The 16337-nt window shown below is 40.4% G+C and carries 9 protein-coding genes; 7 read left to right on the top strand and 2 right to left on the bottom strand.

The features are described from left to right. Positions 1-2: 2 nt before the first annotated feature. Together rpoC and BLQ18_RS15830 are read left to right on the top strand one after the other, a co-directional pair. Positions 3-4301, top strand: coding sequence for a DNA-directed RNA polymerase subunit beta' (gene rpoC, locus BLQ18_RS15835; RefSeq protein ID WP_090299045.1), 4299 nt, complete (start codon positions 3-5; stop codon positions 4299-4301). A 49-nt stretch (positions 4302-4350) separates the two neighbouring features. Then, positions 4351-4662 (top strand): DUF3467 domain-containing protein, encoded by a 312-nt coding sequence (locus tag BLQ18_RS15830; protein ID WP_090299042.1) that lies wholly within the window; start codon positions 4351-4353, stop codon positions 4660-4662. Positions 4663-4709: 47 nt separating this feature from the next. On the opposite strand, the gene BLQ18_RS15825 is transcribed toward BLQ18_RS15830, so the two are convergent. Further along, on the bottom strand, positions 4710-5072 hold the full coding sequence (locus BLQ18_RS15825) for a hypothetical protein (RefSeq protein WP_245668167.1): 363 nt from the start codon (positions 5070-5072) through the stop codon (positions 4710-4712). Positions 5073-5308: 236 nt separating this feature from the next. Between BLQ18_RS15825 and BLQ18_RS15820 the strand changes: the two genes are divergently transcribed. Next, positions 5309-6022 carry a hypothetical protein gene (locus BLQ18_RS15820; RefSeq protein WP_090500111.1) on the top strand — a complete coding sequence of 238 codons (714 nt, stop codon included), beginning with the start codon at positions 5309-5311 and terminating at the stop codon, positions 6020-6022. A 6-nt stretch (positions 6023-6028) separates the two neighbouring features. Here the strand turns inward: BLQ18_RS15820 and BLQ18_RS15815 are convergent, their stop codons facing one another. Next, positions 6029-7618 (bottom strand): peptide chain release factor 3, encoded by a 1590-nt coding sequence (locus BLQ18_RS15815; RefSeq protein WP_090299032.1) that lies wholly within the window; start codon positions 7616-7618, stop codon positions 6029-6031. A 388-nt stretch (positions 7619-8006) separates the two neighbouring features. Between BLQ18_RS15815 and BLQ18_RS15810 the strand changes: the two genes are divergently transcribed. From BLQ18_RS15810 to BLQ18_RS15795, 4 genes are all read left to right on the top strand, one after another. Next, on the top strand, positions 8007-11783 hold the full coding sequence (locus BLQ18_RS15810) for a T9SS type B sorting domain-containing protein (protein ID WP_090299028.1): 3777 nt from the start codon (positions 8007-8009) through the stop codon (positions 11781-11783). A 12-nt stretch (positions 11784-11795) separates the two neighbouring features. Beyond that, a complete protein-coding gene (locus BLQ18_RS15805) occupies positions 11796-12746 on the top strand; it encodes a PorP/SprF family type IX secretion system membrane protein (RefSeq protein ID WP_090299025.1) in 951 nt (316 codons plus the stop codon). Between the two features lie 12 nt (positions 12747-12758). Continuing rightward, complete coding sequence (locus BLQ18_RS15800; RefSeq protein WP_090299020.1) at positions 12759-14708, top strand: OmpA family protein; 1950 nt, start codon at positions 12759-12761, stop codon at positions 14706-14708. 361 nt (positions 14709-15069) lie between these two features. Further along, a partial coding sequence (locus tag BLQ18_RS15795; protein ID WP_175443792.1) for a collagen-like domain-containing protein occupies positions 15070-16337 on the top strand: 1268 nt, incomplete at its 3' end.

The raw sequence follows: 16337 nt of genomic DNA, 5'->3' as shown, positions 1-16337 counted from the left end.
TTATGGCTAGAATTAAAGATAACAACGCACAAAAAAGGTTCAATAAAATTTCCATCGGATTGGCTTCTCCAGAGTCTATCTTGGCTGAGTCCCGTGGAGAGGTTTTGAAGCCTGAAACCATAAACTATAGAACGCACAAGCCTGAGCGTGATGGATTGTTCTGCGAGCGTATTTTTGGTCCTGTAAAGGATTACGAATGTGCCTGTGGTAAATATAAGCGTATCCGTTACCGTGGTATCGTTTGTGACCGTTGTGGTGTTGAAGTAACAGAGAAAAAAGTACGTAGAGACCGTGTGGGACACATCAACTTGGTGGTTCCCGTGGCGCACATCTGGTACTTCCGTTCGTTACCAAACAAAATAGGATACCTTTTGGGATTGCCTTCCAAAAAGTTGGATATGATCATTTACTACGAAAGGTATGTGGTTATCCAACCAGGTATTGCAAAAGGTCCAGAAGGTGAAGAGATCCACAAAATGGATTTCTTGACCGAAGAAGAGTATTTGAACATTTTGGAAACCCTTCCAAGTGAAAACCAATATTTGGAAGATACGGACCCTAACAAGTTCATCGCCAAAATGGGTGCCGAATGTTTGATCGATATTTTGTCCAGAATCGATTTGGAGCAATTGTCTTACGAACTACGTCACAAAGCAAATACAGAAACTTCAAAACAACGTAAAACTGAAGCCTTGAAGCGTCTTCAAGTTGTGGAAGCTTTGCGTGAGTCTCAAGGAAACCGCGAGAACAACCCAGAATGGATGATCATGAAGGTGATTCCGGTGATTCCACCAGAATTGCGTCCGTTGGTGCCATTGGATGGTGGTCGTTTCGCAACTTCCGATTTGAACGATCTGTACCGTAGAGTAATTATCCGTAACAACCGTTTGAAGCGTTTGATGGAGATCAAGGCACCAGAGGTGATCTTGAGAAACGAAAAACGTATGCTTCAAGAGGCTGTGGATTCCCTTTTCGATAACACAAGAAAAGCATCTGCGGTAAAAACAGAATCTAACAGACCATTAAAATCCCTTTCTGATTCCTTGAAAGGTAAGCAAGGTCGTTTCCGTCAAAACCTTTTGGGTAAACGTGTGGATTATTCTGCTCGTTCTGTAATTGTTGTTGGACCGGAATTGAAATTGTACGAATGTGGTCTTCCTAAAGATATGGCAGCCGAGCTATACAAGCCGTTCATCATCCGTAAGTTGATTGAAAGAGGTATTGTAAAGACCGTTAAATCTGCCAAGAAGATTATCGACAAAAAGGAGCCTGTTGTATGGGATATCCTAGAAAATGTCCTTAAAGGGCACCCAGTATTGTTGAACCGTGCCCCCACATTGCACCGTTTGGGTATTCAAGCGTTCCAGCCTAAACTTATCGAAGGTAAGGCGATTCGTTTGCACCCATTGGCATGTACCGCATTTAACGCGGATTTTGATGGGGATCAGATGGCAGTTCACTTGCCATTGGGGCCAGAGGCAATTTTGGAAGCGCAATTATTGATGTTGGCTTCACAAAACATCCTTAACCCAGCAAACGGTTCTCCGATTACCGTACCTTCCCAAGATATGGTTTTGGGTCTATACTATATGACCAAGCATAAGAAATCTACTCCGGAAGAGCCTGTATTGGGTGAAGGATTAACGTTCTACTCTCCAGAAGAAGTTGAGATTGCTTTCAATGAGAAGAAAGTAAACTTGAACGCTGGAATCAAGGTAAGAACCAAAGACTTCAATGAAGATGGAGAATTGGTCAATCAAATTATTGAAACCACTGTAGGTCGTGTATTGTTCAACCAAGAAGTGCCAGAACAAGCAGGATTCATCAACCAAGTATTGAACAAGAAAGCCCTAAGAAATATTATTGGGGATATTCTTGCCGTTACCGATGTGCCTACCACTGCTGAATTCTTGGATAAGATCAAGGCCATGGGATATGATTTCGCCTTTAAAGGTGGATTGTCCTTCAGTTTGGGAGATATTATCATCCCAGCCGAAAAATTGGAAATGATCGGTGAAGCCAATGAGCAGGTAGATGGTATTATGATGAACTATAACATGGGTCTTATCACCAACAATGAACGATATAACCAGGTTATTGATGTTTGGACTTCTACCAATGCTATGTTGACTGAATTGGCGATGAAGCGAATTCGTGAGGACAAACAAGGATTCAACTCCGTATATATGATGTTGGATTCTGGTGCGAGGGGTTCCAAAGAGCAGATTCGTCAGTTGACCGGTATGCGTGGTTTGATGGCCAAGCCTAAAAAATCTACCGCTGGTGGTGGTGAAATTATCGAAAACCCGATTCTTTCCAACTTTAAGGAAGGTCTATCGATTTTGGAATACTTTATCTCTACTCACGGTGCGCGTAAAGGTCTTGCGGATACCGCTTTGAAAACTGCAGATGCAGGATACTTAACTCGTCGTTTGGTAGATGTATCTCAAGATGTGATCATCAATATTGAAGATTGTGAGACATTAAGAGGTATCGAGGTTGAGGCATTGAAGAAAAACGAAGAGATTGTTGAGACCCTTGGAGAAAGAATCCTTGGAAGGGTATCTCTACATGATGTATACAACCCATTAACAGAGGAATTGATCCTTAAAGCTGGCCAAGATATTACCGAGGCCGATGTGAAAAGGGTAGAAGCCGCTCCAATCGAGAAAATCGAAGTAAGGTCTCCATTGACCTGTGAGGCACCTCAAGGAATCTGTGCTAAATGTTACGGTAGAAACTTGGCGACCAATAAAATGGTTCAACGAGGTGAAGCTGTAGGTGTTGTTGCTGCACAATCCATTGGAGAACCTGGTACACAGTTAACGCTACGTACCTTCCACGTGGGTGGTATTGCAGGTAACATCTCTGAAGATAACAAACTAGAAGCCAAATTTGATGGTGTTGCTGAGATTGAAGATCTTAGAGTTGTTGAAGGTGAAAATGCTGAAGGAGGTAAAACAGATATCGTAATTTCCAGAACATCTGAAATTAAGATCATCGATGCCAAAACAGGAATCACTTTAAGTACCAACAACATTCCTTACGGTTCTCAATTGTTTGTGAAAGATGGTGCCAAAATTTCCAAAGGCGATACAATTTGTCAGTGGGATCCATATAACGGTGTTATCGTTTCTGAGTTTACAGGACAGATTGCATACGAGAATATTGAGCAAGGGGTTACTTACCAAGTTGAAATCGATGAACAAACCGGTTTCCAAGAAAAAGTAATTTCTGAATCCAGAAACAAGAAGTTAATCCCAACCTTGTTGATCAAGGACGGAAAAGGAGAAACTTTGCGTTCATACAACTTGCCAGTAGGTTCACACCTTATGATAGATGATGGTGAGAAAATCAAAGAAGGTAAAATCTTGGTGAAAATACCACGTAAGTCTGCCAAGGCAGGGGATATTACCGGTGGTCTTCCAAGGGTAACCGAGTTGTTCGAAGCCCGTAACCCATCTAACCCAGCAGTTGTATCAGAAATTGATGGTGTAGTATCATTTGGTAAGATCAAACGTGGTAACCGTGAGATCATCATCGAATCCAAGACGGAAGAGGTGAAAAAGTACTTGGTAAAACTTTCCAACCAGATTTTGGTTCAGGAGAACGACTACGTACGTGCCGGTATGCCGTTGTCTGATGGATCAATTACTCCAGAAGATATCTTGGCCATTAAAGGACCATCTGCAGTACAGCAATACTTGGTGAATGAAGTACAGGAAGTATATCGTTTACAAGGGGTGAAAATCAACGATAAGCACTTCGAGGTTGTGGTAAGACAGATGATGCGTAAAGTAAGAATCCAAGATCCAGGAGATACCATCTTCTTGGAGAACCAATTGGCGCACAAAGACGACTTTATCAACGAGAATGATGAAATTTTCGGTAAGAAAGTTGTTGAGGATGCCGGTGATTCTGAAAGATTGAAGCCAGGTCAGATTATAACCGTACGTGAACTAAGGGATGAAAACTCTATCTTGAGAAGAGAGGACAAAACTTTAGTTTCCGCTAGGGATGCAGTTGCTGCGACAGCTACACCGATTTTGCAGGGTATTACAAGAGCTTCGCTACAAACGAAGTCCTTTATATCTGCTGCATCGTTCCAGGAAACAACCAAAGTATTGAACGAAGCCGCTGTAAACGGTAAGGTTGATTCTTTGGAAGGTTTGAAGGAGAATGTAATTGTAGGACATAAGATTCCAGCCGGTACCGGTATGAGGGATTATGACAGTATCATTGTAGGTTCCAAAGAGGAGTACGATGAAATCATGGCCCGAAAAGAGGAATTCAAATTCTAAATACTAACAAACCCTGGCCTTTAGGTCAGGGTTTTCTTTTTTATAGTTTATGGCAGACGAAAACCAGAAACAAAAACAAATCAACATTGAGTTGGATGAAAAAATGGCAGAAGGGACTTATTCCAACTTGGCCATTATCAACCATTCAGTTTCAGAATTTGTGGTAGATTTTATCAGCTTGATGCCTGGTGCTCCCAAAGCAAAGGTGAAGAGCCGAATTATTTTAACGCCACAGCATGCTAAGAAGTTTTTAAAAGCGTTGAACGATAACGTAACTCGTTTTGAAAAAGCCCACGGTCCAATAAAAGATTATGAGCAACCTCCAATTCCATTGAATTTTGGACCCACGGGAGAAGCATAAAAAAAGCCCTAATCTAATGATTAGGGCTTTTTTTTAGGTGCTTAATATCAGCCTAACCAACCTTTCTGAATTCCTTTTTTAGAAAAAGAAATAAGGTACAACCCTATCACCAATACAAAAGCTGGCATAATATAAGAGGTAGACCCATAGGCCTCAACCGCATTTGAAATAAATAACCAATGGATAAATTGTGCTGCTGCCGTAACAAATGAGATAATAAATAGGGTTTTGGCCCATTTTTTCTTCATCAAAAGACCAATACAGGCGATGGTGCCCGAAAAAACCGCAATAGCAAATGCTGCGGTGGCCCAAGCTGGAATGCCTTCAAAAACTTCTCGTTGTGCTTGATCCAAAGTTTCCGCAATGGCTACTTGGTTAAAAGCTTGATTTAGGTAGTTCACAACTCCCATTAAATTCCATAATAGGGCGATTACGCTTACTACCCAGAACCAGGTAGGTGGTTTTACTTTAGTTGTTATAATAGTCTGTTTAAATGGTTGTTATATACAATGTACTAAAAATTAGCATATTAAAGCTCAAATTTGATATGTTGCATATTAGGTTGTCCTGATTTATTTGTTTTGGATAATTCGGGACTAGGTACCTATTAATCTAAAGTAGTTTCACAAAAACAAAATCCAGAATTATGAAATGGAATGTGAAATATCTAATAATTAGTTTGGTGTATCTCCTATTGGGTGAATTTATGTATGCACAAGAAAAGGACACAAAGCATGCACTGGGAGCCTCCGTTGGGATTACTTTTGGAGGTCCAATGTCTAAAATGGTTACACATTTAGAAAACAACAATTTTGATTATTATTCAAATGGTGGGTGGTTTGGTCCAATTTCTTATCCAGTAAAATCGGGTCCTAGGGGTGAATTTTCTTTATCCTATATTTTGATGGGATCTAACAGTAAGGATATTGAATTCTCATTTACGTATGCTGAGTTGGGCGAAGTTGCAGGTTCTACTGGTCAAGGACATCGAATAGAACTTGGATTTAGGAATTATGCACTGGGTGTATTTTATCAATTTGGTCCAAGGTTGACGAAATTTAGTGTAGGGCCAACGTTAATGTTGAATCAAGTTTATGCTGTTGAGTTTATGGATTATAAAGAATCCAATAAGATTATTGACGATAAAATTACTGCTGGATTAAAGGGGACGGCCTTAATATATTTTTGGAATCGCCGTGTTACCTATGGTAATATTGGAATTTCTTATTTGCTAACGTTGCCAACTGAACATGGTCCATTTCCAGTGAATGATAGTGAAAATGAGTTGGCAGAACTCGAAAAAACCAAGTTGAACTTTGGCTATGGTACGGTATTCTTTGCCTTTGGGGTTAAGTTCTAAAAGGGTTTATTCAAATTCTGATGTGTAGTGCAATTTTACAGTAGGGTATTTTTGTTGGGTCATTTGCAATGAGAAAGGAGAGTCCGCTAAAAACACCAATTGACCCTTTTTATCAGTAGCCAAAAACTTCTGTTTCACCCGTTTGAATTCTTGGAATTCTTCATTTTTTTCATCCTTTGGCTCCACCCAACACGCTTTATGCACAGGGAAGTTTTCGTAGGTACATTTAGCGCCATATTCGTGTTCCAAACGATATTGGATAACCTCGTACTGAAGTGCTCCAACGGTTCCAATTACTTTTCTACCGTTTAATTCCAAGGTAAACAACTGGGCAACCCCTTCGTCCATAAGTTGGTCTATACCTTTATACAATTGCTTGGCTTTCATGGGGTCCGCATTGTTGATGTAGCGGAAATGTTCTGGTGAAAAACTAGGAATTCCTTTGTAATGCAACTCTTCTCCGCTGGTTAAGGTATCCCCGATCTTAAAGTTTCCAGTATCGTGAAGCCCGACAATATCACCAGGGTATGAAATATCCACAATCTCTTTTTTCTCAGCAAAAAAAGCATTTGGACTGGAGAATTTTAATTTTTTATTCTGTCGTACATGCAGGTAAGGCGTATTACGCTCAAACGTTCCAGAAACCACCTTGATAAAAGCCAAACGGTCTCTATGTTTTGGATCCATATTCGCATGAATCTTGAACACAAACCCAGAAAATTCTTTTTCATTGGCATTCACTAATCGCTCTTCGGCCTTTTTAGGTCGAGGTGCAGGTGCAATATTTATAAAACAATCCAAAAGTTCACGTACCCCGAAATTGTTCAAAGCCGAACCAAAAAATACGGGTTGTTGTTCTCCTTTTAAGTAAGCCTCTTTGTCAAAAGCAGGGTAAACCCCTTCCGTCAACTCAAGATTATCACGCAATTCATCCGCAGCTTCGGCACCAATAATTTTCTCCAATTCGGGGCTATCTAAATTGTCGAAAGCAATAGTTTCCTCGATGTTTTTCTTGCTGCTCCCACTAAACAGATTGATGTTCTTCTCATAGATGTTATAGATTCCTTTAAAATCATATCCCATCCCAATTGGAAAACTTAGTGGAGTAACCTTTAAGCCCAATTTTTGTTCTACTTCATCCAAAAGATCAAAGGCATCTTTACCTTCGCGGTCCAATTTATTGATGAAAACGATCATTGGAATGTTTCGCATTCGACATACTTCCACCAATTTTTCCGTTTGCTCTTCTACACCTTTTGCAACGTCGATAACCACAATTACACTGTCAACAGCTGTTAGGGTTCTAAAAGTATCTTCCGCAAAGTCCTTGTGGCCAGGAGTATCCAGAATGTTGATTTTTTTGTCTTTGTAAATAAAGGCCAAAACAGAAGTAGCAACAGAGATTCCCCTTTGGCGCTCAATCTCCATAAAGTCACTCGTAGCCGATTTCTTGATTTTATTGCTCTTTACGGCTCCCGCTTCTTGGATGGCACCACCAAACAAAAGCAATTTTTCGGTCAAAGTGGTTTTCCCGGCATCGGGGTGAGAGATAATTCCAAAAGTTCTTCGTCTCGCTATTTCCTTTACAAATTCCATCAACAAAAATTTCGGCAAAAATAAGGGAATTAAATGTTTTCCCTGTCATTTTAGACAGGATTGACTATTGTTAATATCATTGGATAAAATTACCTCCAAGTAATTCACTGGTTGGAAAAAGTAGAGTATTTTCCGCCCGTTTTTATGATTCTCTTTGGGAATGGCCTTCTCATCTGTTGGTGAAATAGTTAGATGTAGTAGATGGGGTTGTTGAAATCGCTTTTTATCGATTAAAATAGGTGGTGCAGGTCAAATCATGTAACTATGTGACCAATTGGAGTACTTAGGTTTCCAATAAAGAGAGATAAAAACAATAAGGAGCCCCAATTTCTTACACGTTTGAATTCTACTGTAGCCATGGTGATTAGTTGACCAAAACTTATCATTTATGGAAAAAATTACTTTCTTGAATTTCAGGAAGGGCATTATAGTGCTTGTTCTACTTTTAGGATTTCCCATATACCCTACGGTTGTATCTGCTATTGATTCTAGAGGTGCAATTGTTGAATCCCTTCCTAATAGTACTTCATTGGATACGGACACAGATGGCGATGGTATACCTGACCACATAGATATTGATGATGACAACGATGGTATTTTAGATGTTGTCGAAGGCTATACTTTGGATAGTGACGGAGATGGTATCCCAAATTATTTAGACCCAGATTCTGATGGTGATGGATTGTTGGACAATTACGAAGCTCAATTTCATAATACATTTCAACTGCCATCTGGTATTGATTCCGATGGAAATGGTTTGGACGACGCCTACGAATCCTACCCTGGAGCAGGTGAAGGAATAACTCCTGTTGATACTGATTCTGATGGAATACCTGATTATTTGGATATGGATTCTGATAATGATGGTATTCTAGATCAAAATGAATCGAGTGTTATTAGTGAAGATTTTGATTGTACTACCGTTCCTAAATTAAACTTTGGCAGCGAACCTGTTTTGGAATATGGAATTGCACTTTCTGAAGGTGCAGTATATCGTTATAATCAAGTGACCAACGATTTGGATGCTTTGGTGACCATTGAAAAAGTGGATAATGGCGAAATTCTATATTTAGATCAAAATGCAACTGATCCAGAATTTTTTAAACCTGAAATTTATTTTACTACAACTTCAACCGATAGAAGACCTTATGTAGATTTTAGAATCTCATTTGTTGAAGTTGGTACAAACATTCCAGTAATTTTAGAGGAATTGAGTGCTAACTTTTTGGATGTAGATGGTAATAATGAATATCAAGAATACAATAGATTCAATACCCCAGCCAGTTTTACATTAGATGAAAACAATGAGATTACTGTTCAGAATACAACTGGTGGATTTCTTGTAAATGGGGGCTCTAAGGAATATGATGGTATTTCCAATCAAGTTCCTGCAGTCAATGTTGCTGTTGAATTTATAAACATCGATTCTTTCGTCTTTAGATTTGGAATTAAGGCCGATGTCGACAATAATTTCACTACCAATGTGGCTCGACAAGCTGGAATTCAATTCACATGCTTGGATAACTTTAATAACCCGCAGACTACAAATTTTAGTGTCGATGTGGATAGTGATATGGATGGTTATCCAGACCGATTGGATATTGACAGTGATAATGATGGCATTCCTGATAATGTGGAAGCGCAGCCTACATTCGAGTATATTCCTCCTTCTGGACAGGATTCAAACGAAAATGGAGTGGATGATGCCTATGAAAGTGGAGAAACTGTAGGCCTTTCCGTAGAAGATACAGATGATGATGGTACACCGGATTATTTGGATGATGATTCAGATAATGATTGGGTGCCGGACAATAACGAAGGGAATGACTTTAACTTTGATGGGATTCCAGATTGGACATTTACAGGAATTGATACCGATGGAGATGGATTGGATGATGGTTACGAAGGAAGTGATGTAAATGATGGATTCGATGTAAATGATGAAATTGAGAATCCTGCCACAGATTTGCCCGATAGAGACGAAGAAGGTGATGTGAATTATAGAGATACCGATGATGATGGAGATGGCATACCTACTCCTGATGAAGATGCTGACGGTGATGGTGATCCAACTAATGACGATACCGATGGAGATGGAACCCCAGATTATTTAGATCCAACAGATGAAACCGATACGGATGGTGATGGAGTGCCCGATGATGTTGAGGAAGAGGATGAAACCGATCCCTTGGACTATTGCGATTACATAAAAGAACATGTAACCGAACCGCAAAGTGAGGAATACCTAAATGGGGATTGTGATGGTGATGGGGTTACTAACCAAGATGAAGAAACAGATGGGACTGATCCTTTTGATCCCTGTGATTATAATCCAGAAAGTATAACATTACCGCAAAGTGGTGATTATTTGGAAGCCGATTGCGATGGTGATGGTGTGACCAATGGAGATGAAGAAGAAGATGGCACGGATCCAAATGATGCCTGTGATTTTAATTTGGAAAGTCAAACAGTTGATACTTCATCCACTTGGAACACTAGTGACTGTGACGGCGATGGAGTAACCAATGAAGATGAAGTTTCAGATGGTACCAATCCATTAGATCCTTGTGATTACAATCCAGAAAGTGTCACTTTGGAACCTTCGGAAGAATGGAACAACTTGGATTGTGACGGAGACGGGAATCCAAACGGAAATGATCCAGACCCATTGAATGCAACTGCAAGGGATGACTCAGGTTCTACTCCTGCACTTACCGAGGTCGCCATCAATATTTTGGAAAATGATGATTATTTGCCTAACAATGATGCTGCCAATCTTGGTGTGACCAATATATCCAGAATTGGAGGAGATGCAATGGGTACATTGATTTTGGATGCCGAAACAGGAATGCTAAACTACACACCAACACTGGTAGAATCAAATTCAACAGTAACCATAATTTATCAAGTATGTAACGTTAATGAGGATCCTAATGTGTGTGCCTCGGCAAAAGTGTCTATTGAAGTTGGTTCAAACCTCATCGATGCAGTTAACGATTCCTATGTTTCAGTTGAAGGAGATATTGCAGAAAGCGATGTATTGTCAAACGATACCTTGAATGGTGAGCCCGTAAGTTTGGAGAACGTGATTTTATCATCAACGCCGACAGATGCCCTAACCATTAATGAAGATGGAAGTATAACTGTGGCAACTGGAACTGTCCCTGGATCATACACCATCGATTATACCATTTGTGAGATTGCCAATGTGGACAATTGTGATACCGCGACAGTTACCGTAACAGTAGAAGAAGGAATGGGAGGAAACGTTATTGATGCTGTGGAAGATTCATACGTTTCAAACGGAGAAGGAGATATTGCAGAAAGCGATGTATTGTCCAACGATACCTTGAATGGTGAGCCCGTAAGTTTGGAAAACGTGATTTTATCATCAACCCCAACAGATGCTCTAACAATCAACGAAGATGGAAGTATAACTGTGGCAACTGGAACTGTCCCTGGAACCTACACCATTGATTATACCATTTGTGAGATTGCCAATGTGGACAATTGTGATACTGCGACAGTAACCGTAACAGTGGAAGAAGGAATGGGAGGAAACGTCATTGACGCAGTTGATGATTCATACACCGTAGAAAGTGACGATATCACCATTGATGGCAGTAACGTATTGCTTAATGATACCTTGAATGATGAACCTGCTACTTTGGAAACCGTAATATTGACATCTACTTCAGATGGCATTTTAACCATTAACGAAAATGGAAGTGTGACCATTGAAGAAGGCATTCCACCAGGAACTTATACCATTGAATACACAATTTGCGAGATTGCCAATGTGGACAATTGCGATACGGCGACAGTAACCGTTATAATTGATGAGGAAAATAATGAGGAAGGTTCAAAAATTGAGGTAAACCAAATATTGACCCCAAATGGAGATTTGAAAAATGACTTCCTGTTCATTCGTGGTGTTGATAAAATCAGAAATAGTACGCTTCGCATTTTCAACAGATGGGGTGTGGCAGTTTATGAAGGGAAAAATTACGACAACATAAACAATGTGTTCGATGGCCGCTCCAGAGGTAGGTCCTCGATTGGAGTAAACCAATACCTGCCAGCAGGAGTGTATTTTTATATTTTTAATTACGAAACGGATGAAGGCAGTTTCACCGATTCCGAATACATCTATATAAGTAGATAACCTATTGATCAAATGGTAAGAAAAAAGATTATAATCCCATTATTGTTGTTAATTGGAATCGTATCCAACCAGCTTTTAGCTCAGCAGGATGCCCAGTATACGCAATATATGTACAACACCATGACTGTAAATCCTGCTTATGCAGGTTCTAGAGGGCAATTGAGTTTGGCTGCATTGTATCGATCACAGTGGGTAGGTTTGGATGGAGCCCCCGAAACCTTTACAATAAACCTTCATTCCCCAATTCGTAACAGTAGGTTGGGATATGGAATCTCGATTGTGAACGATAATATCGGAGATGGAGTGGTTCAAGAAACCTATTTGGATGCAATGGTGTCCTATACCATCGATGTTTCCATGGATGCCAAGTTATCTTTTGGATTAAAGGCAGGGGGGAATATGTTGAGCCTTGATTTTAACGGACTTCGAAACTTTGACCAAGAGGTGGTAAACCAAGACAATATTGATAATAAATTCACGCCAAACTTTGGTTTAGGGGTATATTATCATACCGATAAATTCTATGCAGGAGTATCGTTGCCCAATGTATTGGAAGCTGATTATTTTGATAATGACAATACGGAAGGCGATGTAAATTTCTTGTCCGCAGAACGCATGAATTTCTATTTCATTACAGGATATGTGTTCGATATTGGAGCTGATTTGCAATTTAAACCAGCTTTATTGACCAAAGCTGTGAGTGGAGCACCATTGCAAGTAGATGTATCTGCTAGTTTCCTGTTTGCTGAGAAATTTAGTTTTGGGGCCGCCTATCGCTGGGATGCCGCATTGAGTGGATTGGTTGGATTTCAATTGACAGAACAATTGATGGTGGGGCTTGCCTACGATCGAGAAACAACAGAATTGGGAGGTACCCAGTTTAACGATGGTTCATTCGAAGTGTTTTTGCGTTTGGAATTGTTGAAATCATTCCAAAGAACCATATCACCAAGATTCTTTTAAAACCCATTGATGATGCTAAAGAGAGTACTTTTCTTATTGATCATGGTTTTTGGAGCTACCACCCAATTGGTTGCACAACAAGACAGTCTCCCAAGTAGACAAGTCACTAGGGTATTAGATCGAGCAGATGAAAACTACAATGAATATTCATTTAGTCCAGCCATTGATATTTATAAGAAAGTATTGGACAAGGGATATGTTTCAGCAGATCTTTTAAAGAAATTAGGTAATTCGTATTACTTCAATGCAAAATACCAAGAAGCTGCGGATATCTTCAAAAAGTTGGAAGAGACCTTTCCAGATGAAATGGAAGTTGAAGACATCTTTAAATATGCCCAAAGTTTAAAGTCTATCGGAAATTATGATGAATCTGCCAGATTGATGCAGGATTTCAAAGAGATCACTGCCGTTTCTGAAAATTTCGATGCCGATTACATGGCCAAAATCGAGGAAAATTCAGGCAGGTACACTCTTAAATCTTTTCCTTACAATAGTAAATATTCCGATTTCGCTGCAGCCTATTATGAAAAAGGATTGATTTTCGCCTCCGACAGGGATACAGGAAATTTCGCAAGATACAGACACACTTGGAATGCAAGCGATTTCTTGGACCTTTACAAAGTAAATGCGGATAGCGCCTCCAATAACAAAGTGGTAAAATTGCCAGGGGATGTGAATACACGTCTACACGAATCTACATCAGTGGTTACTAAAGATGGCACCATAATGTATTTTACGCGTAACAATATTTTGGACGGTAAAAAGAAAAAGGACGAGGCAGGAATCATTCGCTTAAAAATTTATAGTGCGGAAAATGTAGATGGTGTTTGGACCAATATTACCGAACTCCCTTTTAATAGTGATGCTTACTCGGTGGCACATCCAGTGTTGAGTCCAGATGAAAAGAAACTTTATTTTGTTTCCGATATGCCTGGAAGTTTAGGCCAATCCGACATTTTTATGACCGATATTATAGGTGACGGTACTTACGGACCCATTGAAAATTTAGGGAGCAATATCAATACCGTTGGCAGGGAAACCTTTCCTTTTATCACACAAGACGGAGTATTGTTCTTTTCTTCCGATGGGCACCAAGGACTGGGCGGACTTGATATTTTTGCAACTAAAATTGCCTATAACGATTATAGCCAGCCAGTTGTAAATGTAGGTCGGCCAGTCAACGGACCAAAGGATGATTTTTCCTATATTTTTAATCCTGAAGACAAAACAGGCTATTTCTCATCCAATAGAGATGGAGGTTTAGGTGGAGATGACATCTACAGTTTTGTAGAGAATGAGCCATTGGTATTGGATTGCATTCAAGAAGTAACAGGAACCGTTCGTGATAGAATTTCAAATGAAGTTTTGGCAGGAGCAACTGTGAAGGTCATTGATGAAGAAAATCAAGAAGTTTCATCAACCATTACCGACTCCAATGGAAACTATATGTTAATGTTGGATTGTTCCAAAGGTAATTTCGTAAGAGCATCTCGTGATGGTTATGTTCCTGCCGAAGAATACATTAGTAAATCCGATGGCAAGCCTCGAATAATAGACTTTTATCTAGAGAGGGATGTGGTCACTGGAGGATTTGGTGATGATTTGGCGAAATTATTACAGCTAAGTACCATTTATTTCGATTTGAACAAATACAACATACGACCAGACGCAGAGATTGAAATTCAGAAAGTAATCGTCGCGATGGAAAAATACCCAAGTTTAAAAATTAAGGTGAACTCGCATACCGATAGTCGAGGTATTGATGCTTATAACCTTTGGTTATCACAAAAAAGAGCAGAATCAACTGTAGATTATATGATTTCAAAAGGTATTTCACGAGATAGACTTCAAGGTGAAGGATTTGGTGAAACCAGATTGGTTAATGAGTGCGCGAATGGTGTACCTTGTTCGGAAGACCAACATCAATTGAACAGACGATCCGAGTTTATCATTTTTGAATAATAGATTACAAACTTTAGAATAAAAAAAGCGGTCCAATAGAGACCGCTTTTTTTATGATTTATCCCAAATTCAATAGAATTTTTTGTAGGAAATAACCTATGTTATTCAACATTATAAGTGGTCTAATCGACGAACTGTCTTAACAAAATCCTAAAGATTGTAAAAAGCTTACCTCAAAAAAAGATAGCTATACAGTCGGAATATGCCCCTTTACAACAATTATTTTCTTCCCCTAATGTCTAGGGTAATTTTGTAGCGTATTGAAATTTAGGAGTACTCCGAATTACATGGATTTCCAAGTTTTCAATAATTAATGATTACAAAAATTCAGCAGATACGACCCTCAACAAACAGTAACCTCATGAAGAAGTGCATACTTGCCCTATTATTTCTATTGTTTACAGGAATTGCTTTTTCCCAAACTACCGTTACCCTTCAAGATCAATGTAATTGTGAAGTTCTAAAAGGAACTGAAGTTACCACCGCAGGTGCCACTTCACCTTCTGGAGCCGATTTAGGTGATATTTATATCAATACCGATTCGGGCACACTATTTTTCTGGGATGGAGACTCATGGGAATTGACCCATGCTGATACCAATACCATAAATAGTCGAATGGAGGTAGTTGGGTTAAACCTAGTGCTTACCGATTCGGATAATAATACCGTATCAATTCCAATATCAGATATTGCAGCGGCAGGGGCTACTGGCCCACAAGGTCCAGCAGGTCCACAAGGACCAGCAGGAGCTGACGGAGCAGATGGTGCTGATGGAGCAGACGGAACCAATGGGACCGATGGTTTGGGCTTCACAGGCGGGAGCTATGACAATACAACAGGCGTTGTGACCTTTACCTCGGATGATGGTCTTGGATTTTCCACCACTGATTTGAGAGGAGCGGACGGCGCAACAGGCCCACAGGGACCACAAGGTATCCAGGGACCAGCAGGAGCGGATGGTGCCGATGGGGCAGATGGAGTAGATGGAGTAGATGGAGCAACAGGTCCACAGGGACCGCAAGGTATTCAAGGTCCAGCAGGAGCAGACGGAACAAATGGATCTGATGGATTAGGCTTCACTGGTGGAAGCTATGACAATACAACTGGCGTTGTGACCTTTACCTCGGATGATGGTCTTGGTTTTTCTACAACTGACTTAAGGGGAGCAACTGGTCCACAGGGTATTCAGGGTCCACAAGGTATCCAAGGTCCAGCGGGAGCTGACGGAGCTGACGGTGCAGATGGAACCAATGGAACCGATGGTTTGGGCTTCACAGGCGGGAACTATGACAATACAACAGGCGTTGTGACCTTTACCTCGGATGATGGTCTTGGTTTTTCCACTACCGATTTGAGAGGAGCGGATGGAGCAACAGGCCCACAGGGACCGCAAGGTATTCAAGGTCCAGCAGGAGCCGATGGAGCAGACGGAACCAATGGGACCGATGGCTTGGGCTTCACAGGCGGTAGCTATGACAATACAACAGGAGTGGTGACCTTTACCTCGGATGACGGTCTTGGTTTTTCTACTACTGATTTAAGAGGAGCAGACGGAGCAACTGGCCCACAGGGTATCCAGGGTCCACAAGGTATCCAGGGACCAGCGGGAGCAGATGGCGCTGACGGAGC

This window comes from Flagellimonas zhangzhouensis (assembly GCF_900102925.1).
Lineage (GTDB): Bacteria > Bacteroidota > Bacteroidia > Flavobacteriales > Flavobacteriaceae > Flagellimonas > Flagellimonas zhangzhouensis.
Note: the sequence above shows the minus strand (reverse complement) of the source record. Positions and strands in the feature narration are given on the sequence as shown.

Excerpts from the sequence above, each read along its gene's own strand:
- rpoC (WP_090299045.1), top strand. The coding sequence starts at position 3 with ATGGCTAGAATTAAAGATAACAACGCACAAAAAAGGTTCAATAAAATT.
- BLQ18_RS15830 (WP_090299042.1), top strand. The coding sequence starts at position 4,351 with ATGGCAGACGAAAACCAGAAACAAAAACAAATCAACATTGAGTTGGAT.
- BLQ18_RS15825 (WP_245668167.1), bottom strand. The coding sequence starts at position 5,072 with ATGGGAGTTGTGAACTACCTAAATCAAGCTTTTAACCAAGTAGCCATT.
- BLQ18_RS15820 (WP_090500111.1), top strand. The coding sequence starts at position 5,309 with ATGAAATGGAATGTGAAATATCTAATAATTAGTTTGGTGTATCTCCTA.
- BLQ18_RS15815 (WP_090299032.1), bottom strand. The coding sequence starts at position 7,618 with ATGGAATTTGTAAAGGAAATAGCGAGACGAAGAACTTTTGGAATTATC.
- BLQ18_RS15810 (WP_090299028.1), top strand. The coding sequence starts at position 8,007 with ATGGAAAAAATTACTTTCTTGAATTTCAGGAAGGGCATTATAGTGCTT.
- BLQ18_RS15805 (WP_090299025.1), top strand. The coding sequence starts at position 11,796 with ATGGTAAGAAAAAAGATTATAATCCCATTATTGTTGTTAATTGGAATC.
- BLQ18_RS15800 (WP_090299020.1), top strand. The coding sequence starts at position 12,759 with ATGCTAAAGAGAGTACTTTTCTTATTGATCATGGTTTTTGGAGCTACC.